Below are 17,757 nucleotides of genomic sequence, written 5' to 3' on the forward strand. Positions count from 1 at the left end.
CCGGCATCCATTACAATCCCGCGCCCCCCAGCCGTGCACCTTTACGCCGATGGCCTCCGTAGCCCAAGAGGTCGCCCGCCGCCGGACCTTCGCGATCATCTCGCACCCCGACGCCGGCAAGACCACCCTCACCGAGAAGCTGCTGCTGTTCGGCGGCGCCATCCAGATGGCGGGCACCGTCAAGGGCCGCAAGTCCGCGCGTCATGCGACCTCGGACTGGATGCAGCTGGAGCAGCAGCGCGGCATCTCCGTGACGACCTCGGTGATGCAGTTCCCGTATGCCGGCAAGGTCATGAACCTGCTGGACACGCCGGGGCACGAGGACTTCTCGGAGGACACCTACCGCACGCTGACGGCGGTGGACTCGGCGCTGATGGTCATCGACGCGGCCAAGGGCGTGGAGCCGCGCACCATCAAGCTGATGGAGGTCTGCCGGCTGCGCGACACGCCGATCATCACCTTCGTCAACAAGCTGGACCGCGAGGGCCGGCCGCCGCTGGAACTGCTCGACGAGATCGAGAAGGTGCTCGGGCTGTCGTGCGCGCCGATCACCTGGCCGGTGGGCATGGGGCACGAGTTCAAGGGCGTGTATCACCTGCTGGAGGACTGCTTCTATCTCTATACCGGCGCCAAGGACCGCATCTCGGACATCGAACGGATCGAGGGTCTGCACGCGCCCGGTATTGCCGAGCGGCTGGGGCGGCCGTATCAACAATTGCTGGAAGAGATCGAGCTGCTGCAGATGGCCGGCACCGAGTTCAATCTCGACGACTACCGCGCCGCCAGGCTGACGCCGGTGTTCTTCGGCAGCGCCATCAACAACTTCGGCGTCTCCGAGCTGCTCGACGGCTTCTCGGAATGGGCGCCGCCGCCGCAGCCGCGCGAGGCCGAGCCCGCGCCGGTGCCGGCCGACGCGCCGCACTTCTCGGGCTTCGTGTTCAAGATCCAGGCGAACATGGATCCCAAGCACCGCGATCGCGTCGCCTTCCTGCGCGTGTGCTCGGGTGTCTACGAGCGCGGCATGACGCTGCACAGCGTGCGCCTCGGCGCGCCGGTGCGCGTGTCCAGCGCGCTGATCTTCATGGCCGCGGACCGCGAGCACGTGGACCGCGCCTATCCGGGCGACATCATCGGCCTGCACAACCACGGCACCATCGCCATCGGCGATTCGTTCTCCAGCGGCGACCCGGTGGAGTTCACCGGCATCCCGGTGTTCGCGCCGGACCTGTTCCGCCGCGTGGTGCTGCGCGACCCGCTCAAGGCCAAGCAGCTCAACAAGGGGCTGGACCAGCTCTGCGAGGAAGGTGCCACGCAGGTCTACCGGCCGCTGACCAACAACGACATCATCCTGGGCGCGGTCGGCGTGCTGCAGTTCGACGTCGCCCAGCAGCGCCTGCGCGACGAGTACGGCGTCGAGTGCAGCTTCGAGCCCATCAGCGTGCACACCGCGCGCTGGGTGCACGCGGCCGATCAGCGCACGCTCGACAAGTTCCGCGACACCAACCAGCAGCGCCTGGCGCTGGACCACGGCGGGCATCTCGTCTATCTCGCCTCCAGCCGCGTGAATCTCCAGATGGCCGAGGAACGCGCACCCGAGATCACCTTCTCCGACACGCGCGAGCAGAAGGCGGCCGAGGCCTGAGGATGGTGCTGGCCGGCTGACGCCGGGACCCCCTCACCCTGGCCCTCTCCCCCGAGGGCGGGGGAGAGGGGATTCCGAGCGCCTGCTCCATTCTGCATATTCGCGCCATCGCCCTGCGAACTGCCAGCTTGCGTCACCCGCATGGCGCCGCACACAATCCCGGCATGTACACGATCAACATCCGGTTCGACGCCGAAGCTGACGTCTGGGTCGCGGTCAGTGATGATGTGCCTGGTCTCGCCACCGAGGCAGAAAGTCTTGATGCGCTGGAGAGCAAGCTCCACGCGCTCGTACCCGAGCTGCTCGAAGCCAATGCGCTTCCGGCTACCGGAACCTACAGCCTGCGGATTGACTGCCCTATTGCCGCGTGAGTGACCTTGCGCCGGACCTTCGGCGCCTGCTTCGCGACGCGGGTTGCGAGTACATCCGCAGCGGCAAGGGCGATCACGACATCTGGCACAGCCCGATCAACGGTCGTCGATTCGTGGTGGACAGCCGAATCAAGTCGCGTCATACCGCGAATGCGGTGCTCGAACAGGCCGGGTTGTTGAAGGCATTCTGACCCGCCGCGGTCTCAGACCCGCAATCGCCGCCACCCGCCGCCCTGCCACGCGGCCGTGAAGATGGCGGCCTGGGCGCCGCGCCAGGCCACCATGGCCCACCAGACCGCCGTCAGCCCCAGGCCCATGACCGGGCCCAGCAGGTAGGCGGCGGGCAGGAACAGCGCCCACTGCAGCCCCACGCCGACGATCATGACCAGCCGCGCCGCCCCGGCGCCCAGCAGCGCGTGCATGAGGATGAGGCCCAGTGCGTCGACCAGGATGCCGGCGCCGAAGATGCGTAGCGGCGTCATGCCCAGCGCCACCAGCGCGTCCTCGCGCAGGAACAGGGCCAGCAGCGGCTCGGTGGCGAGCAGGGCGAGGGCGGCCAGCACGATGAACACCGGCAGCGACTCGCGGTAGACGGCCCACGGCCAGTGCGCGGCCTCGTCGTGCGCGCCGCGGCCGATGGCCTGGCCGGCCAGCGAGGCGGCGGCGATGCCGAAGCCCAGACCGGGCAGCACCGCCACCAGCGTGAAGGTCACCAGCACGTGCGCCACCGCCAGCTCCTGCGTGCCGATCTGGCCGACGATCCAGAACAGCGCCGTGAAGCCGGCGGCGAAGAGGAACTGCTGCACGGCATTGGGCAGGCCCAGGCGCAGCAGGCCGGCAACGTCGTCGCGGCCGGGCAGGCGGCGCAGCAGGCCGTCTTCGGCGGCCACGCGCAGGCCGATGGCGAAGTGGATGGCGGTGCCGATGATGAGGCTGGCGGCGGTACCGATGGCGGCACCGGTAACGCCCAGCGCCGGCAGGCCGAGGTGGCCGAAGATCAGCGGGTAGCTGATCAGCACGTTGAGGACGTGCACGGCGACGATGGTCACCAGATAGTTGCGCGGCCGGTCCACGGCGCTCCAGTAGCCGCGGAACGCGAAGTTCATGCCCACGAAGGCGACCGCGACCAGCCGGATCATCAGGTAGGTGCCGCCGGCCTGCTGTACCGCCGGGTCGTCGTTGAGCAGCGCCATGATCGACGGCGTGGCGACGATCATGAGCGCGCTCAGCGGCAGGCCGATGGCCAGCGACACCAGCAGCCCGCCGTTGAGCGCGGCGGCGGCCTCGCCTGGGCGGCCGGCGCCGAAACGCTGCGCGGCGATGCTCTGCACCGAGGGCGCCAGCCCGGAGATGAAGGCCACCGTCACGAATACCAGGAAGCTGGCCAGGCCGACGCCGGCCAGCGCGGCGGCTCCGAGCGCGCCGATCATCCAGGCATCGACCAGATTGAGCACGTTCTGCGACGCCATGCCGCCGATGATGGGCAGCGCCTGGGCATGGATGCGGCGACGCCGCTCGCGGGCGCTCGGGCCCGGGTTCCCGCGGCTTTCGGCCATGCGGGTCAGTCGCTGTCGCGGTCGGGCACGCGCTCCACGATCTGCGCGAAGGTGGCGGCGAGGCGCAGCGGCTGGCGCTTGCCGCGCCGGGTCTGGCTGCCGGTCATGAGATGGCGCTCGTCGAGCTGCAGCGTGGTGATCTGCGCCATGCCGTGCGGGGTGGGCGAGGCCCAGCTCTGCACCGGCGGTCCTTCGCGGTCGGGCACGACGCCGATGCGCGCCAGGCCCTCGGGCAGCATCTCGGTGGTATCGCCGTCGCGCGGCGCGGTGGTGCCGCGGATGTCCATCCAGCCCTCGACACGCTGACTCTGCAGCGGTGCCAGCGCGCGGCGCGCCGGGGCGGTGCGCAGCACGCGGTCGATGAGCCCGCCGGCGCGGGCCGTGACGCGTGCCAGGGCGCGGCCGGCCGGGCCGCTGGGTTCGCGCCGGCCCTCGATGAGCAGCGGCGCGTCGGCATCGGCCCGGACGCGGGCGCTGCCGGGCAGCAGGCGCGAGAAGTCGGCGCGCAGGTGGGTGCTCATGCGCAGGTGCTCGCCGTGGGCATCCTCGTGGGTCGTGACCACGCAGTCGAAGGCCAGCCAGTCGCCCGCCTGGCCTCCGCGGGCGGGAAGCCTTAGCCTGAAGTGCGCGTCCTCGTCGCCATCGCCGATCCGGCGCAGCGGCGGACGCACGGCTTTTCGGAACCGATGGAGGATGGACATGCCGGGCAGTAGGGGTCGCCTGCGATGACGGCTGCAGTGTATCGCTTCCGCGTGACCGGTCGCGTGCAGGGGGTGGCATTCCGCGCCCATACCCGCGAGACCGCGCGCTCACTCGGTGTCGACGGCTGGGTGGCCAATCACCGCGACGGCAGCGTGATCGGCGTTGCCGCTGCCGACGACGCCGTACTGGCACGCTTCCGCGACTGGCTGGACGGCGGGCCGCCGGCGGCGCGCGTGGACACCCTGGCGTGGGAGCCCGCCGACGCGGCGCCGCCGCAGCCCGGCTTCGCTATCAGGCCTGACGCGGGCGCGTGAAGCCGCGGGTGGTGCGGCGCACGGCCCGGAAGAAGGCTTCCGGTGAGGCACGCTTGAGCAGCCAGCGCGGCAGGTCCGGCCGCATCAGCACCAGGAACTGCCCGCGCTCGGCGGCGCGGTAGATCGCCGCGGCGACGTCCTCGGCGGTGAAGGTGGAGCGCGCCATCAGCTTTTCGGTGACCTTCTCCATCGGACGCGGCGCTTCGTCCTCGTCCTCGCCGGCGACGCTGCGGCTGGTGGCCAGCAGGTTGGTCTTGAAGAAGCTCGGGCAGGCCACGCAGACGTGGATGTCGTCGTCGGCCAGCTCCAGGCGCAGCGTCTCGGACAGCGCCACGACACCGGCCTTGGCGACGTTGTAGCTGGCCAGCCCCGGGGGCGTCGCGATGCCGGCGAAGCTGGCGACATTGGCGATGTGCCCGCCGCCGGCCTTGCGCAGCCAGGGGATGGCGGCGCGCGCACCGCGCACGACGCCGAGCAGGTCGATGTCGATGACGGTCTGCCACTGCGACAGATCGGACTCGTCGACGGTGCCCGCGGCGGCGATGCCGGCGTTGTTGATCCATGCATCGATGCGGCCGAAGCGCTCCCCCGCGGCCGCGGCGCCGGCATTGACGCTGGCCTCGTCGCGCACGTCCACTTCGGCCGCGAGCGCGTCACCGCCGGTGGCCATGACTTCCTGGGCCGTGGCTTCGGCGGCGCTGCGGTCGATGTCCAGTGCGGCCACCGACCAGCCGTTGCGTGCGTAGTGAAGAGCGAGCGCGCGGCCCAGTCCGCTGCCGGCGCCCGTGATGACGACGGCTTTCGTCTCGTTCATGCGATCCCCCCGGATGTCGGAATGCGCGAGTGTAGCGCGCGAGCGGGGAAGCTAGATGCGAATCGTTTCGTCGCCGATGAAGCCGAAGCGGAAGTCGCGCGGCTCGTGCTTGGCCTCCTGGGCCTTGATCATGCGCTCAAGGCGCGACGGCATCTTCATCAGGCGCTCCTGCGCGCGGGCGCCGTCGTCGCCGAGGCCGGTCATGTTGCCGATCTTCCAGTAGTCGAGTAGCTCCACCACGATCTCGTGGAACTGCGCCGTGCCGAAGATGCCCTGGCGCGCGACGACGTCGCTCATCGCCTCGAAGTCGCCGATGGCGTGCCCCGGCATGGCGAAGCTCACCACCACCTTGAGCAGCGACACCAGCGCGCGGTCGGGATCGCTGGCCAGCAGCACGCCGAAGATGCTGCGGTAGAACTGGTAGTGGCGGGACTCGTCGCCGGCGAGATGCGCCAGCACGCGCTGCAGGGTCGGCTCGTGATCACGCGCCAGTCGCCCGGTGTTGGCGTGGGCGTACTGGGTGGCGCGTTCCTGCAGGCTGGTGTACGCGAGCAGGCGATACGGGTCCTGTTCCCACTCCGGGTCGAAGCCGGCGGCGATGTAGTCGTACTGCTCCTGCTCGAACACGCGCATGTGGAATAGGCGGGCGTCGCGCACGTAGTCGCGCAGGGCGCAGCCGTGGCGGTCCTCCTCGGCGGTCCACATGTTGTTCCACTCGCGCCAGGCCGAGCCCTCCGGGAAGTGCGTGGCGATCAGGCGGTGGAAGTGCGGCAGGCCTTCCTCGGTGAGCAGGTTGAGCGCGACCGCCACGCGGACCGAGGCGGGCAGGCCGCGGGCGCGCTGGCGCAGCAGGCGCAGATCCTCGTCGCGGCCCTCGTCCAGCTCGCGGTCGGCCGAGCCCAGGTCGTCCGGCATCCAGAGGTTGCGGCGCTCGATGTGCGCCTCCATCTCGCTGCGCACGGCGTCCTCGATCGATCGGATGACGTCGAGCCGGTGCGGCAGATCCTGCGGCATGCTGTGTCGATTACCGGTCATGTCGCGTCTCTCTCGCTTGGTTGGCGTCGGCTTGTCGGAGTGCGAAGCGTCGGGGCCTCGTCGCCGCGCGCGGTTGGAAGTTACCCGGATATTGTAACCGTACGGGGCTTCATCTCCGACCCCGGGCGCCCGGGCCGGTTCAGTTCCCCCGGCCGATGAGCGTGAGGAACTCGCTGCGGGTCCGCGGGTCGTCACGGAAGCGCCCGTGCATCCACGAGGTCGTCATCGACGAATTCTGCTTCTCGACACCGCGCATCATGGCGCACAGATGCTTCGCCTCGATGACAACGCCCACGCCCCGCGCACCGGTGACCGCCTGGATGGTCTCGCCGATCTGCTGCGTGAGGTTCTCCTGGATCTGCAGGCGCCGGGCGAAGATGTCGACGATGCGCGGGATCTTGGACAGCCCGATCACCTTGCCGCTGGGCAGATAGGCCACGTGCGCACGACCGATGAAGGGGAGCAGGTGGTGCTCGCACAGCGAGTAGAGCTCGATGTCGCGGACGATCACGATCTCGTTGTTGGTCGACTCGAACACCGCGCCGTTGACGACCTCGTCGATATCCTGCTGGTAGCCGCGGGTCAGGAAGGCCATCGCCTTGGCGGCGCGGCCGGGCGTGTCGCGCAGACCGTCGCGCTCGGGGTCTTCCCCGACCGCTTCTATGATCGCGCGGTAGTGCTGCTCCATCGGGTTGTCCATCGGCTGGTTCGTGACGCGCGGGGGCTGCAGAATCGGCGGGCATTATTTCACAGGCCGTTACCGGCTCCTTGCAGGAATTCGACGCGCACATGACTGCAACCCGCGATATCCCCATCGAGCGCATCCACCCGGGCAGCAATCAGGCCCGGCGACGCTTCGACGAGGCCGCCCTCGACGAGCTCGCCGAATCGCTGCGCGCGTCCGGCGTCATCCAGCCCGTGGTGGTGCGCAGCGACGGCAGGGACTACGAGCTGCTCGCCGGCGAGCGTCGCTGGCGCGCGGCACAGCGCGCCGGTCTAGCGACCATCCCCGCCATCGTGCGCGACGACCTCGACCCGGTCGCATCGCAGGTCCTCGGCCTTGTGGAAAACCTGCAGCGCGAATCGCTGTCGCCGATGGAAACCGCCTACGGCCTGCGCCGGCTGGCCGACCTGCTGGCACTGACGCACGAGGAAATCGGCCACCGCGTCGGCAAGTCGCGCGTCTACGTCAGCAACTTCCTGCGGCTGCTCAAGCTCTGCGACGAGGTGGCCGCGATGGTGGACGCCGGCGATCTCAGCATGGGCCACGCCCGCGCCCTGGCCGGTGTCGATGCATCCGTCCAGCGCAAGGTCGCGGCCGAGTGCAGCCGCGGCAACTGGAGCGTGCGCCAGCTCGAGCGCGCCCTGGCGCGCCGCGCCGCCGGAGGCGAAGCCGCGAGCGGCCGCCGCGAGCCCGAATGGGAGCGGCTGGAGCGCGCCCTCGGCGAGCACCTCGCCTGTCCCGTGACCCTCCAGGCCGACGGCAGCGGCCGCGGCGAACTGCGCCTGCGCTTCTTCTCGCTGGACGAGCTCGACGGCCTCCTGGAGCAGCTCGGCTACCGCGAGTGACCCCGGGGCCGGGTTGTGCACAGCAGTTCCGCACAAGCCTGGGAGCGATCTGTGGATAACCGCCCGCGACCCAGGTAGCGCGTGACCCGGTGCCGCATCGGGCAAAACGCGACCACATGTGCGCCCGATCGACGATCACGGCCGTGCGAGCGGGGCGACGACCAGGCCGGACGAAACCGGCGCCAGTAACTGGCGCGCCCTGATTGCCGCCGTGCGCTACTACCGCCGCCTGGGCATCCGGCTTCGCCGCACGAAAGCCTGCCGATCGCGCACCAACGGCCGGGCCGAGCGGCTGATCCAGACTGCGTTACGCGAGGGGGCTCACGTCTGCTCCTACGCACACTCCGACCAACGCGCAACCCATCTGCCGAACTGGCTGCATGACTACGACCGGCACCGCCCTCATGCCGGCTTGAACTACCGAACGCCCGTCAGCACCCTGGGCTTATCCGTGAGCAACCTGCCGAGGGATCACGGCTAGCGCCGCTCGGCTATCGGCGGATGCCGCGGGCGGCGGTGGATCCGCGACGCAGCAGTGCCATCAGCAGCAGCAGCGGCGCCCAGAAGCTGCCGCCGCTGCTGCCGCCTCCGCCCCCGTCGTTGCCGTCGCTGCCCGCAAAGGGGTCCGGACAGCGGCTCGCGCCGGCTTCCGCCGTGGGGTCCAGCGCACCGGGATCCGCGCCGTCCAGCGTCCGGACCCCGAGCTGCGCCTTGTCCATGCAGGCGCGCATTTGGGTGTCGACGCTGCCGCCGCCTTCCCAGCCGACATCGAGGCGACCGTAGTAGTCCTCGAGGTCCTGATTCTGGCCGCAGCTGGCACGGCCCCCGAACAGCACGCCGATCAGCCTTCCGGTGGCGTCGTCCCAGATGCCCGAGCCGCTGGAGCCGCCCTCGGTGGTGCCCTGCGACCAGCGCACGCGCCAGGCGGCAACGGTCTGGGGCAGACCGTTGTTCCTGGTGATGGTTTCCTGTTCCTTGACCAGCGGCGTGGTGAACACGCTGATCTTCTTGGCGTCGGCGTCGGGGTGATGGATCGAGACCCCGCTGTCCACGGTGATGTCGTCGCGTGCATCCCAGCCCGCGAAATGGACGTTGAAGGCGGCGTCGGGCTGGTCGGCGAGCTGCACCAGCGTGTGGTCGGAGAACTCGTGGGTGGCCAGGAACCCGGCGCCGTTCTGCGACTGCGTGAAGCTCGGTGCATCGCCTCCGCAGGTGGCGGCCTGATAGTTCCAGTACGCGATGATCGAGCCGGCATTGCCTTCCCGGATGCCGCAGTGATGCGCGGTGAGCACCAGCGGCGTGCCGTCGCTGCTGGTGTTGTTGACCAGATTGCCGGTGCAGAAGCTGCGGAAGTTGCCGCTGGTGTAGCTCAGCCCGACTACCGAGCGGATCTGGTCGCGCCAGTCGTCGCCCTGCGGGCAGGCCACATCGACATTGCAGGAACCGCTGGTGCCGCCGATGTTCTTGGTGCCGCGCAGATCCGACCAGCCGTGGTACGCGCCGGCGATCTCCAGCACCAGTGCGTCGCGCTGTGCGGCCGGGACCAGCACCTCGACGACGGCGGTGTCGTCGAAGACGAGCGCGGTCCACAGCCGGCCCTCGCGGTCGACATCGTCGATGCCGTAGGGCCCCTGGGTCATGTCGGAGCCCGCCGCGCGCAGGTAGAGCCGGGCGTCGGGGGCGCCGGCGAAGCGCGGCAGCATCAGGCTGAGGCTGCGCGCCCCGGGCGATGTCACACGCGTGCGCCAGACCAGCGTGTCACCGCCGCCGGATGCCCAGCTTCCGCCGTCGAGACCGATCGAAACCGGCGTGGCGATGGCGTAGGGGCGCGGCCCGTGCTCGCTGCCGATGTCGCGGTAGTCGGCTTCGGATACCGGCTCGGCGACGTGCAGCGGCAGGGCGTCGACATCCGCGTGAGCGCGGCCGCCGATCAGGCACAGCGTGGCGGCGGCGAGCAGGGCGGCGGTCGCGTTGGTGGCGGATGCTGGCATGGCGGGCTCGTTGGTCGTTCTTGTTGTGGCCGGCAGAACCGCGCGCCGTGCTCAGGACGCGGGCACGCCGCAGCGGTCCCGCGCCCGGGCCAGCGCATCGGAAAAGCCCTCGGTCGGGATCGCGATCTCGGTGATGGCCGTGTCTCCCTGGGTGATGATGAACGCGGTGAAGGCCTGCATCCGGTCGAGCACCTTCTGGCGACCGCGAACGACATCGAGCGTCGCATGTTGCGGATCGGCGAGCAATTCGGCGTCGACGTAATCGCGCCGGTCGCCCTCGCCGAATGTGAACAGCGTCTCAAAGCGCTTGCCCTCGGGCATCTCGGCGAAACCGGGGTTGAGCACCAGCAGCGACTCCTCGGGCCCCTCCAGCGCGCTCGTGCAGGTGTAGAGCATGCTGATGCCGCGCACCGGGCGCGCGGTCTCGACCACGGCGATGGCCGGCTCGGTATCCTGCGCCGGAACGGTATAGAACACCCAGTCGGTGAACTGCCGCACCCCGTCGGATTGGGCGCCCGCGATCAGCGGGAGGAACAGGAGCAGCAGCGCGGGAAGGCGCATGGGCGGAGCACCGGTGACGGATCGGAGCGCTACCCTAGCGCGGCGCGCGCCTAGAGTCGAAGCGCGAGCCCGGCGTAGAGGTGGCGTCCCGGCAGCGGCTCGAAGAAGCCGCGCTCGTCGATCGGCCGGCCTTCGTTGGCGTTGACCCGCAGATTGGCGATGGCGTCGCGATCGAGCAGATTGTTGACGCCGGCGAACAGCTCCAGCTCGGTGTCGGCGCCAAGCGCGAAGTGCGTTCCGGCGCGTGCGTTGAGCAGCGCATGGCCGCCCACCTTCAGCGCGTTGGCGTTCTCGGCATAGCGGCTGTCGGTGAACCGGGCGTCGACCGCGGCGAAGTGGCTGGCGCCGTGCCATGCCGCCTCGACGAAGGCGTTCTGGCGCGGGACCCCGGGCAGGTCGTTGCCCGAGAGGTCGGTGCCGTCGCTGGTGGTGAAGCGGTCGAAGCGCAGGCGTGCGTAGGTATAGCTGGCGGTAAGGCGCAGCGGCGGCAGCGGCTGCCAGACCGCCATGGCCTCGACGCCGTCGCGGTCGGTACGCGCGGCATTGCGGTAGAAGGTGCGGCCGTCGCGCTCGAAGGGGGTGATCTCGTCGTCGGTGCGCACCGAGAACAGCGTGACATCGAAGTGCAGCACGGCGGCGAGGTCGTTGCGCAGGCCGATCTCGCGGTTGACGCTCTCCTGCGGCTCGATGTCGGGGTTGAATCCGGCGTCACCGTCGGGGCGCGCGAATTCGGTGAAGGTGGGTGATTCGAAGGCGGTGGCGATGTTGGCGTAGGCGTGCAGGTCGTCGCGTACGCGCCACAGCAGACCGGCGCTGCCGCTGAGCTCGTCGAAGTCGCGCGCGCCGCTGTCGTCGCCATCGTCGAGCAGGCGGTCGTCGCCGGTCAGGCGCAGGCGGTCGGCGCGCGCCCCCAGGCTCAGCGTCAGTGCCGGCACGAGGTCGATGTCGATCTGGCCGAAACCGGCCACTACGGTGGCTTTTTGCACCTCGCGCTGGGTGAGCGCGCTGCGCTCGCCCTCGGTGTCGATCGACTGGCGATAGCGGTCGTCGCGTTGGCGCTGGGCTTCTACGCCAAGGGTGTAGCGGGCGCGGCGCTCGCCGAGCGTGAAGCCGCCGCGGAGCTCGCTGCCGGCACCGAAGAAGTCGCGCTCGAAGCCGACCAGATTCTCGGCGCCGGGGAAGAAGAAGGGCAGCACCTGCTCGAAGTCGCGTTGCGTCAGGAAAGCGCGTGTGACGATTTCGGTGCCGGCCGTCAGGCCGTGGCGATAGGTCAGGCCGAGCCGCTGCTGGGCGACATCCTGGCCGGAGTCGAGTGCGCGCGCGGTTTCGGTGGCCTGCTGGCGGTCGGCCATCAGCTGGTTGAGGCTGAGTCCGCCCGGATCCTCGGCCTTGGGCAGTTCCAGCACTGCGAGCACGACTTCCAGGCGGCGGTCGTCCGTAGGCTGCCAGCCGAGCTTGGCGTTGAACAGCGTCTTGCGGACCGCGCTCTGCTCGCGATGACCTTCATAGTCGAGATGGCTGATGCCGGCGTGGTAGTCGAAGTCGCCGAGCGATCCGCCGTGACGCGCATACACCTTGGCGAAGCTGTCGCCGCCGCCCTGTGCGCGCAAGGTGGTGCCGGGGTGGTCGCGGCCATTGGCGGTTTCCACCGACACCACGCCGCCACCCGCGTTGCCGTAGAGCACCGACGACGGCCCGCGCAACACCTCGGCGCGCACCGCACTGTCGAGATCGATCATGTCGACCTGCGACTGGCCGTCGGGCAGCGTCTCGGGGAAGCCGTCGGCGCGGATGCGGATGCCGCGCACGCCGAAGGGCGCGCGCGCGCCGAAACCGCGCAGCGACAGGCGCTGCCCCTGCGCGAAGTTGTAGCGGTTCTGCAGGAACAGCCCCGGCACCCGCGACAGCGCCTCGTCGAGCTGCAGGCCCTGGCGACCTTCCCGGATGGCGTCTTCGCTGACGATCGTCACGCCGGCGGGCGTTTCCGCCAGCGGGCGCTCGATGCGCGTGCCGGTGACGACGATGGAGTCGAAGCCCGGTTGCGCGTTCCCCCACACGGATGGCGGAAGCGATAGCGTCACTGCGGCTCCGGTAAGCAGAGTGCGAGCCATTTGATGATAGAGCGACATGAAGGGCCCTTTGCGAAGCTGACTTGGAATCTGGTGACCGGTGGATCACGGGGTGCTGAATAGTTCCTGCAAGCTTTGCAGGCCCGCATCGTAAACGCTGGCAATAGTGGCCTTCGCCTCCGCGTCCGGGACGTACCTCGCCGAGAACCAGCCCTCCCAATGCACTTGGCACCCACTCTCGGTGTTGGAGACCGAGAGCGCTCCCACATAGTCGGAGACCGGTAGCGGACTGCACAGTATGCGGTACTCGTAGCTGCGCGCGTGACCGTCGTACCGGATCAGGGCTTCGGCGATAGAGGCGCCTCCCTCCAGTGTCAGTACACGTAAGGCACCGGGGGTGGTTGCTTCGCCACTGTTGTGGGCGTCGGTAACGCTGGGGTGCCACCGTTGGAGCGCATGAAAGCATCCGATTAGGGCCCATACCGTCGAAGGCGGTGTCGCGAGATCGCGGCTGCGCTTCACCGAGATCGCGCTGCTCATGCTGCGCCTCCCTCGGGGCCGTGATCTGGGGGTAGGGAGCGTTGCCGTGCCCTACTTGTTTCGTCGTCGCGCATCACCGTCTCCTCTCCATGTGCACTTGCCTATGTCCCGCATCTACGGCTGGTGACGGCGCTCGCAGAGGCAAGAAGAGTGCCATCACCAACATGTCCGCGGGGACGGGGTTTCCGCAACGATCGCCGGTCGGCAGTTTCAACATGGTGACACTGTGTTGCAGAGTTGCCGCAGATGTGGGCTGTCCTTCCGCTGCCTCATTCGGCACGGCTACTACGTATTGCCGAACTTGAGAGCCCTTCTCTCGGGCTGGCCTGCTTCTTGCTCGCTGCCTCGGCGTCAACCCGGCCCGGTCGAGGTGCAAATCCGATGAATCGCCATGACAGCGGCACACTATGCAACGAAGAGCGGTCGTGCGAGCACGCGCTTACAGCTGATCAGAGCGAAGCCGACGAGGCTCTAGCGCAGTCGGAAAGAGTGGTGACCGCTATGATTGACCTCGGGGAGATGGTCTCCGAGCAGATAATCGCGTTGACCAAACAGCAAATGGAGATCAACCAGGAATTCTCGGAGCACTGCGCCCGACATTTCCAGGCCCTTTGTCGTTACGCGGATTCGCCAGAGCGCTTGGCTGAGCAGAAGGCGCTTGTAGACGATCTACGCGCTAGGGTCGATCGCCATGCAGAAGCGCTCTACCGAATTTGGTCAGGCGGGCATGCCACGCTGAGCAGCATCTTCGAGCGTACAGAACTCCCCAGTAGCTCCAACTAGACCTGTTTCGATCCTAGGAGAGGCGTGTAGCATTCGTCCCCCGCAAGCGATCCGAATCAATGCCGTGTTGGCGCATCTTGCGGTAGAGCGTATTTCGGCTGACGCCAAGCGCGCGCGCTGCGCGACTCATGTTGAAGCGATGCTTCTCGATGGTTTCAATCAGTGCGGTGCGCTCAGCTTGCTCAAGCGGGTTACCGGTCTTGCCCGGCGTTTCGTCCGGAGCGCGCGCGGCCGTAGTGGATGGAGAAGCGGCGATGGCCTTGCTCGATTCGATGGCAATGCTGTTCCAGCTGATATCAGCGATGCTGAGGTCTGCGGGCGTGACATAGCCACCTTCGCACATGGCTACCGCGGTACGCAGAACGTTGCGCAATTCGCGGATGTTGCCCGGCCACTCGTGCCGCAACAGGATATCCATGGCTGCATCGCTCATCGTGATCGGATCGTCGGATTCTGCGGCTTCAACGTCGAACACTTGACGAATGATCTCCTCCATGTCACTGCGCTCTCGGAGCGACGGCAACTTGAGGGTGATGCCGTTGAGCCGGTAATAGAGATCCTCGCGGAATCGCCCCTCCGCGACCATGTCGTCCAGGTTGCGCAGCGACGCGCTCATCAAACGGATATCGATTGGAACCGGGCGTTCGCTGCCCAGCGGGGTTACGGTCCGCTCCTCAAGCACACGTAGCAGGCGCGTTTGCAGTTCCAGCGGCATATCCCCGATCTCGTCGAGAAAGAGGGTGCCACCGTCGGCTTGCAGGATGCGCCCTCGAGCCCCTTCCTTGCGGGCGCCGGTGAAGGCGCCACCCTTGTACCCGAATAGCTCAGCCTCAATCAACGACTCGGGGATCGCAGCGCAATTGACGGCCACGAAAGGCTTGTCCGCGCGGTCGCCGGCGTTATGTACCGCGCGAGCGAAGACATCCTTGCCCGAACCGGTCGGCCCTTGGAGAAGGATTGACACCTGGGATGTGGCCAGACGCCGCGCGCAGCGTGCGTTGCGCTGCATGACGGGATCGCTGCCGGCGATAGTATTGATGTCGATCTCGGCGCTGAATCCCTGCTGTGCGACCGGCAAGGCCTTCCGACCGCTGCCGGCGTCGCGTAGACGCCCGCCGCGCTGTGTCTCTCCCGGTGCGGGCTGGCAGGTCAGGAAGAAGCGGCGTCCATGTTGATGGTCGCGCACCGGCATCAATGCAGTCTGGCTGCGGCGGTAAACCGGGTCGGAGATATGGGCGGGCAGATCCAGGATCTCTGAAATGTTGCGCCCCTGCAGTGTCCAGTGGCCGGCTTCGCCTAGCAGGTGCATCGCAGCTTGGTCCGCACCGGCGATGCGCCCGTCCTCGTCGAGCGCCAGGGCCGCGTCGTGCAAAAGATTCACGAATTCCGCTCGACTGTGGAAGCGCAGGATGCAGTGATCCCGATAGCGGCGCAGGAAGAGGCATTTCTCGATCAGACGCGCCGACATGCTCACCATCGCCTTGGTGTGCATCTGGCTGGCACGCGAGCAGTTGGCGTTGACGCAGGATGCATCCAGCACTGCCGTCAATGCGCCATCGGCATTGAGAATCGGCGCTCCGGTGCACGACAGATTGATGTGCCGCGCTCGGAAGTGGTCGTTGCGGTGCACGGTGACCGCCCTGCGTTCGGCGATGCAGGTACCTATACCGTTGGTGCCCTCCGCGGATTCGCTCCAGTTGGCACCATGGATCAGCCCCGCGCTCCGGAAGCTCTTGGAGAGGGTCGGGTCGACCTTGTCGTAGAGGATGACGCCCTGCTCGTCAGTGAGTAGAAGGGCATAGCCCGAGCCGGCGATCTGTTCGTACAGTGAGTCCATTTCGAGTCGGGCGATGCTGATCAGCGTTTCATGCTGGTCCTCGAGCTCGTTGATGCGCGTTACGTCTTCCACGCGAGGCGCCTGACGACGCGATGGATCGAGGCCGTGCGCATTGATGCAACGCGACCAGGACGCCGAGATCGCGTTCTCGACGCCGTTCTCCGAGCGCTTGCCATCAACCGCGTCGATGACACGCTCAGCGTGCTGATAGGTGGTGTCGTTCATCGGGTGTCTCCTGCCTCGTAGAGCCGCGTCTAGTCCTTAATGGAGCACGTTCTGATTGTCAGATTGCTGCGGCTACGGCGACCCCGTCAAGTTGCTGGGGCTACGGCGCTCCAATTGTTTGGCCCTTCATCTAGATGCGAGTGTCATCTTCGAGGGAGCGCTCGCGGAGCCTGTGTGCCGCGCTTGGTATGTCACCGGATTCGCACAGGCTGTGCAACCAGAGGAAGTGCCTGGAACGCGCGCCGGATGTGGCGTGCGTGCCTGTAAGCCACAGAAAATAAAAAAATTGCTGCGCTTAGTAGCTGTCGTTCTCAGGGTTTGGCATCGGCGTTGCTGTTGGCTCGCCGTCGCATGCGCAGGATGCTCCGGCAAAGGTGGAGTTCTTGCGGTGCGCATAGCCGACGCCGTCTCCGGACGGCGGATAACGACACCTAATCGAGGGGATGACGCAATGATCACGCAACGAATAGCCGCATTGGTCGCTGGTATTGGCGCCATGTGCGGTACCGCTTCCGTCCAGGCCGTCGAGCTTAGTGCCGGAGATTGGACTTTCTCGGCCAACGGCAACGTCAACGTCCACTACATCTATGCCGCTTGCGAGGATGCACCGGCCGATATCCTGACCATCGGTGGAGCCTGTACCCAGGATGCCGACGGCAACGATGCCAGCTCGACCGTGAGCAACGGTCTGTTACCAGCCGCCCTTGTTCTGGGGGGCGGCACGACGCAGAAGGGCTACGACCTGAGCGTCACCTTCGGGCTGTATCCCGGTATCAGCAGCAATGATGGGGGCAGCCCGAATCTGCAGCAGGACGCGGGTGCGCTTGGCACCAATGTCGCGCTCGCGACCACGGGTCTCGATGTGCGCCAGGTCTTCATGTCGGTCGCGCGCGACGGCATGGGCAGCTTCAAGCTGGGGCGCGACTTCGGTCTGTTCGGTTTCGACGCGATCATCAACGACATGACGATCCCGGGCGTTGGTGTGGCTGGCGCGATGGCGACCGGCGCGCCGGCCAATACCTCGCTGGGCAGCATCGGTTTCGGTTACATCTACACCGACACGCTGGCGCAGATGAACTACACCACGCCCTCCTTCGGTGGCGCCAATCTCACAGTGGGCATCTACGATCCGCTCAATCCGGTGCTTGCCGGCGGAGCGAGCAACAAGAGCGCACCGGGTATCCACGGCAAGCTCGCGTGGGCTGGTGATCTCGGTGGGCTGGGCTTCTACTTGTCGAGCGCCTTCATCACGCAGCAACAGCGCGCCGTTGGTGGCCCCGGCAATAACTTCACCAGCACCGGCTTCGACGTCTACGCGCGGGCTGAGCTGGGTGGTCTCAAGGCTTCCGCGTACTACTACAGCGGCCAGGGCATGGGGACCACCGGCCTCTTCGTGCTATCGGATGACGGTGCCGGAAACGAGCGTGATTCCGACGGCTATCTGTTGCAGCTGACCTATCCGCTCGGGAATACCACGCTGGGAGCGAACTACGGTGTCAGCAGCCTCGACAAGGCCAATCACAGCGATGCCCCGAACCTGCTCGACGAGAACAGCAAGCTGACCTTCGGTGCCTATCACGCGCTGACACCCAATCTTACCTTGCTGTTCGAGGTCAGCGATGTGGAGACCAAGGCACACAACGGGGCCTCCAACAGTGGAAACAGCGCAAACGCTGGCGCCTTCCTTTCGTTCTGAGCGCAACGCAAGGCTTGTCTCGCGTGGACTGAGCTGGCCCCTTCTATCTCCG

The 17,757-nt window shown here is 67.6% G+C and carries 18 protein-coding genes; 8 read left to right on the forward strand and 10 right to left on the reverse strand.

The window, feature by feature from the left end; genetic code table 11:
* Positions 1 to 49 precede the first annotated feature (49 nt).
* The 3 genes from KAH28_RS16935 (at position 50) to KAH28_RS16945 (ending at position 2,204) form a co-directional block, all read left to right on the forward strand.
* Entirely contained in the window at positions 50 to 1,642 is a 1,593-nt protein-coding gene (locus KAH28_RS16935; RefSeq protein WP_290578688.1) for a peptide chain release factor 3, read from the forward strand.
* Between the two features lie 164 nt (positions 1,643 to 1,806).
* Entirely contained in the window at positions 1,807 to 2,013 is a 207-nt protein-coding gene (locus tag KAH28_RS16940) for a DUF1902 domain-containing protein (protein ID WP_290578690.1), read from the forward strand.
* Positions 2,010 to 2,204 (forward strand): type II toxin-antitoxin system HicA family toxin, encoded by a 195-nt coding sequence (locus KAH28_RS16945; RefSeq protein WP_290578692.1) that lies wholly within the window; start codon positions 2,010 to 2,012, stop codon positions 2,202 to 2,204. The genes KAH28_RS16940 and KAH28_RS16945 overlap by 4 nt, the downstream gene beginning before the upstream one ends.
* A 12-nt stretch (positions 2,205 to 2,216) precedes the next feature.
* Here the strand turns inward: KAH28_RS16945 and KAH28_RS16950 are convergent, their stop codons facing one another.
* On the reverse strand, positions 2,217 to 3,569 hold the full coding sequence (locus KAH28_RS16950; RefSeq protein ID WP_290578694.1) for an MATE family efflux transporter: 1,353 nt from the start codon (positions 3,567 to 3,569) through the stop codon (positions 2,217 to 2,219).
* 5 nt (positions 3,570 to 3,574) lie between these two features.
* A complete protein-coding gene (locus KAH28_RS16955; RefSeq protein WP_290578695.1) occupies positions 3,575 to 4,240 on the reverse strand; it encodes a hypothetical protein in 666 nt (221 codons plus the stop codon).
* Positions 4,241 to 4,294: 54 nt separating this feature from the next.
* Here KAH28_RS16955 and KAH28_RS16960 point away from each other — a divergent pair, with 54 nt between their 5' ends.
* Positions 4,295 to 4,585 (forward strand): acylphosphatase, encoded by a 291-nt coding sequence (locus KAH28_RS16960; protein WP_290578696.1) that lies wholly within the window; start codon positions 4,295 to 4,297, stop codon positions 4,583 to 4,585.
* Here the strand turns inward: KAH28_RS16960 and KAH28_RS16965 are convergent.
* From KAH28_RS16965 to folE, 3 genes are all read right to left on the reverse strand, one after another.
* A complete protein-coding gene (locus KAH28_RS16965) occupies positions 4,563 to 5,399 on the reverse strand; it encodes an SDR family NAD(P)-dependent oxidoreductase (protein ID WP_290578697.1) in 837 nt (278 codons plus the stop codon). The two genes, KAH28_RS16960 and KAH28_RS16965, sit on opposite strands and share 23 nt — an antisense overlap.
* 51 nt (positions 5,400 to 5,450) lie before the next feature.
* Positions 5,451 to 6,434, reverse strand: a complete 984-nt coding sequence (locus tag KAH28_RS16970; protein ID WP_290578699.1) for an acyl-ACP desaturase — start codon at positions 6,432 to 6,434, stop codon at positions 5,451 to 5,453.
* A gap of 139 nt (positions 6,435 to 6,573) precedes the next feature.
* Complete coding sequence (gene folE, locus KAH28_RS16975) at positions 6,574 to 7,134, reverse strand: GTP cyclohydrolase I FolE (protein WP_366918224.1); 561 nt, start codon at positions 7,132 to 7,134, stop codon at positions 6,574 to 6,576.
* An 89-nt stretch (positions 7,135 to 7,223) separates the two neighbouring features.
* Here folE and KAH28_RS16980 point away from each other — a divergent pair, with 89 nt between their 5' ends.
* Together KAH28_RS16980 and KAH28_RS16985 are read left to right on the forward strand one after the other, a co-directional pair.
* Entirely contained in the window at positions 7,224 to 8,003 is a 780-nt protein-coding gene (locus KAH28_RS16980; protein ID WP_290578701.1) for a ParB/RepB/Spo0J family partition protein, read from the forward strand.
* Between the two features lie 118 nt (positions 8,004 to 8,121).
* Positions 8,122 to 8,484, forward strand: a complete 363-nt coding sequence (locus tag KAH28_RS16985; protein ID WP_290578703.1) for an integrase core domain-containing protein — start codon at positions 8,122 to 8,124, stop codon at positions 8,482 to 8,484.
* A gap of 10 nt (positions 8,485 to 8,494) precedes the next feature.
* Here KAH28_RS16985 and KAH28_RS16990 read toward each other — a convergent pair whose 3' ends face one another.
* The 4 genes from KAH28_RS16990 to KAH28_RS17005 all read right to left on the reverse strand — a co-directional run bounded on the left by KAH28_RS16990 (position 8,495) and on the right by KAH28_RS17005 (position 13,164).
* Complete coding sequence (locus tag KAH28_RS16990) at positions 8,495 to 9,994, reverse strand: trypsin-like peptidase domain-containing protein (RefSeq protein ID WP_290578705.1); 1,500 nt, start codon at positions 9,992 to 9,994, stop codon at positions 8,495 to 8,497.
* Positions 9,995 to 10,045: 51 nt separating this feature from the next.
* The gene (locus KAH28_RS16995) at positions 10,046 to 10,555 is read right to left on the reverse strand and encodes a hypothetical protein (protein WP_290578707.1); all 510 of its coding nucleotides are present in this window, start codon (positions 10,553 to 10,555) and stop codon (positions 10,046 to 10,048) included.
* A 50-nt stretch (positions 10,556 to 10,605) separates the two neighbouring features.
* Positions 10,606 to 12,636, reverse strand: coding sequence for a TonB-dependent receptor (locus KAH28_RS17000; protein ID WP_290578709.1), 2,031 nt, complete (start codon positions 12,634 to 12,636; stop codon positions 10,606 to 10,608).
* Between the two features lie 93 nt (positions 12,637 to 12,729).
* Positions 12,730 to 13,164 (reverse strand): SRPBCC family protein, encoded by a 435-nt coding sequence (locus tag KAH28_RS17005; protein ID WP_290578711.1) that lies wholly within the window; start codon positions 13,162 to 13,164, stop codon positions 12,730 to 12,732.
* A gap of 381 nt (positions 13,165 to 13,545) precedes the next feature.
* Here KAH28_RS17005 and KAH28_RS17010 point away from each other — a divergent pair, with 381 nt between their 5' ends.
* Entirely contained in the window at positions 13,546 to 13,947 is a 402-nt protein-coding gene (locus KAH28_RS17010; RefSeq protein WP_290578713.1) for a hypothetical protein, read from the forward strand.
* A gap of 13 nt (positions 13,948 to 13,960) precedes the next feature.
* Here the strand turns inward: KAH28_RS17010 and KAH28_RS17015 are convergent, their stop codons facing one another.
* Complete coding sequence (locus KAH28_RS17015) at positions 13,961 to 16,009, reverse strand: sigma-54-dependent Fis family transcriptional regulator (protein ID WP_290578715.1); 2,049 nt, start codon at positions 16,007 to 16,009, stop codon at positions 13,961 to 13,963.
* Positions 16,010 to 16,460: 451 nt separating this feature from the next.
* Here KAH28_RS17015 and KAH28_RS17020 point away from each other — a divergent pair, with 451 nt between their 5' ends.
* Positions 16,461 to 17,705 carry a porin gene (locus KAH28_RS17020; protein ID WP_290578717.1) on the forward strand — a complete coding sequence of 415 codons (1,245 nt, stop codon included), beginning with the start codon at positions 16,461 to 16,463 and terminating at the stop codon, positions 17,703 to 17,705.
* Positions 17,706 to 17,757 lie beyond the last annotated feature (52 nt).

Source organism: Algiphilus sp. (genome assembly GCF_023145115.1).
GTDB lineage: Bacteria > Pseudomonadota > Gammaproteobacteria > Nevskiales > Nevskiaceae > Algiphilus.

What these genes read in the sequence shown, in the direction of transcription:
- KAH28_RS17005 (WP_290578711.1), bottom strand. Translation starts at nt 13,164, where the DNA reads ATGAGCAGCGCGATCTCGGTGAAGCGCAGCCGCGATCTCGCGACACCG.
- KAH28_RS16960 (WP_290578696.1), top strand. Translation starts at nt 4,295, where the DNA reads ATGACGGCTGCAGTGTATCGCTTCCGCGTGACCGGTCGCGTGCAGGGG.
- KAH28_RS16980 (WP_290578701.1), top strand. Translation starts at nt 7,224, where the DNA reads ATGACTGCAACCCGCGATATCCCCATCGAGCGCATCCACCCGGGCAGC.
- folE (WP_366918224.1), bottom strand. Translation starts at nt 7,134, where the DNA reads ATGGACAACCCGATGGAGCAGCACTACCGCGCGATCATAGAAGCGGTC.
- KAH28_RS16935 (WP_290578688.1), top strand. Translation starts at nt 50, where the DNA reads ATGGCCTCCGTAGCCCAAGAGGTCGCCCGCCGCCGGACCTTCGCGATC.
- KAH28_RS16940 (WP_290578690.1), top strand. Translation starts at nt 1,807, where the DNA reads ATGTACACGATCAACATCCGGTTCGACGCCGAAGCTGACGTCTGGGTC.
- KAH28_RS16950 (WP_290578694.1), bottom strand. Translation starts at nt 3,569, where the DNA reads ATGGCCGAAAGCCGCGGGAACCCGGGCCCGAGCGCCCGCGAGCGGCGT.
- KAH28_RS16965 (WP_290578697.1), bottom strand. Translation starts at nt 5,399, where the DNA reads ATGAACGAGACGAAAGCCGTCGTCATCACGGGCGCCGGCAGCGGACTG.
- KAH28_RS16990 (WP_290578705.1), bottom strand. Translation starts at nt 9,994, where the DNA reads ATGCCAGCATCCGCCACCAACGCGACCGCCGCCCTGCTCGCCGCCGCC.
- KAH28_RS16970 (WP_290578699.1), bottom strand. Translation starts at nt 6,434, where the DNA reads ATGACCGGTAATCGACACAGCATGCCGCAGGATCTGCCGCACCGGCTC.
- KAH28_RS17010 (WP_290578713.1), top strand. Translation starts at nt 13,546, where the DNA reads ATGAATCGCCATGACAGCGGCACACTATGCAACGAAGAGCGGTCGTGC.
- KAH28_RS17020 (WP_290578717.1), top strand. Translation starts at nt 16,461, where the DNA reads ATGATCACGCAACGAATAGCCGCATTGGTCGCTGGTATTGGCGCCATG.
- KAH28_RS17015 (WP_290578715.1), bottom strand. Translation starts at nt 16,009, where the DNA reads ATGAACGACACCACCTATCAGCACGCTGAGCGTGTCATCGACGCGGTT.
- KAH28_RS16995 (WP_290578707.1), bottom strand. Translation starts at nt 10,555, where the DNA reads ATGCGCCTTCCCGCGCTGCTGCTCCTGTTCCTCCCGCTGATCGCGGGC.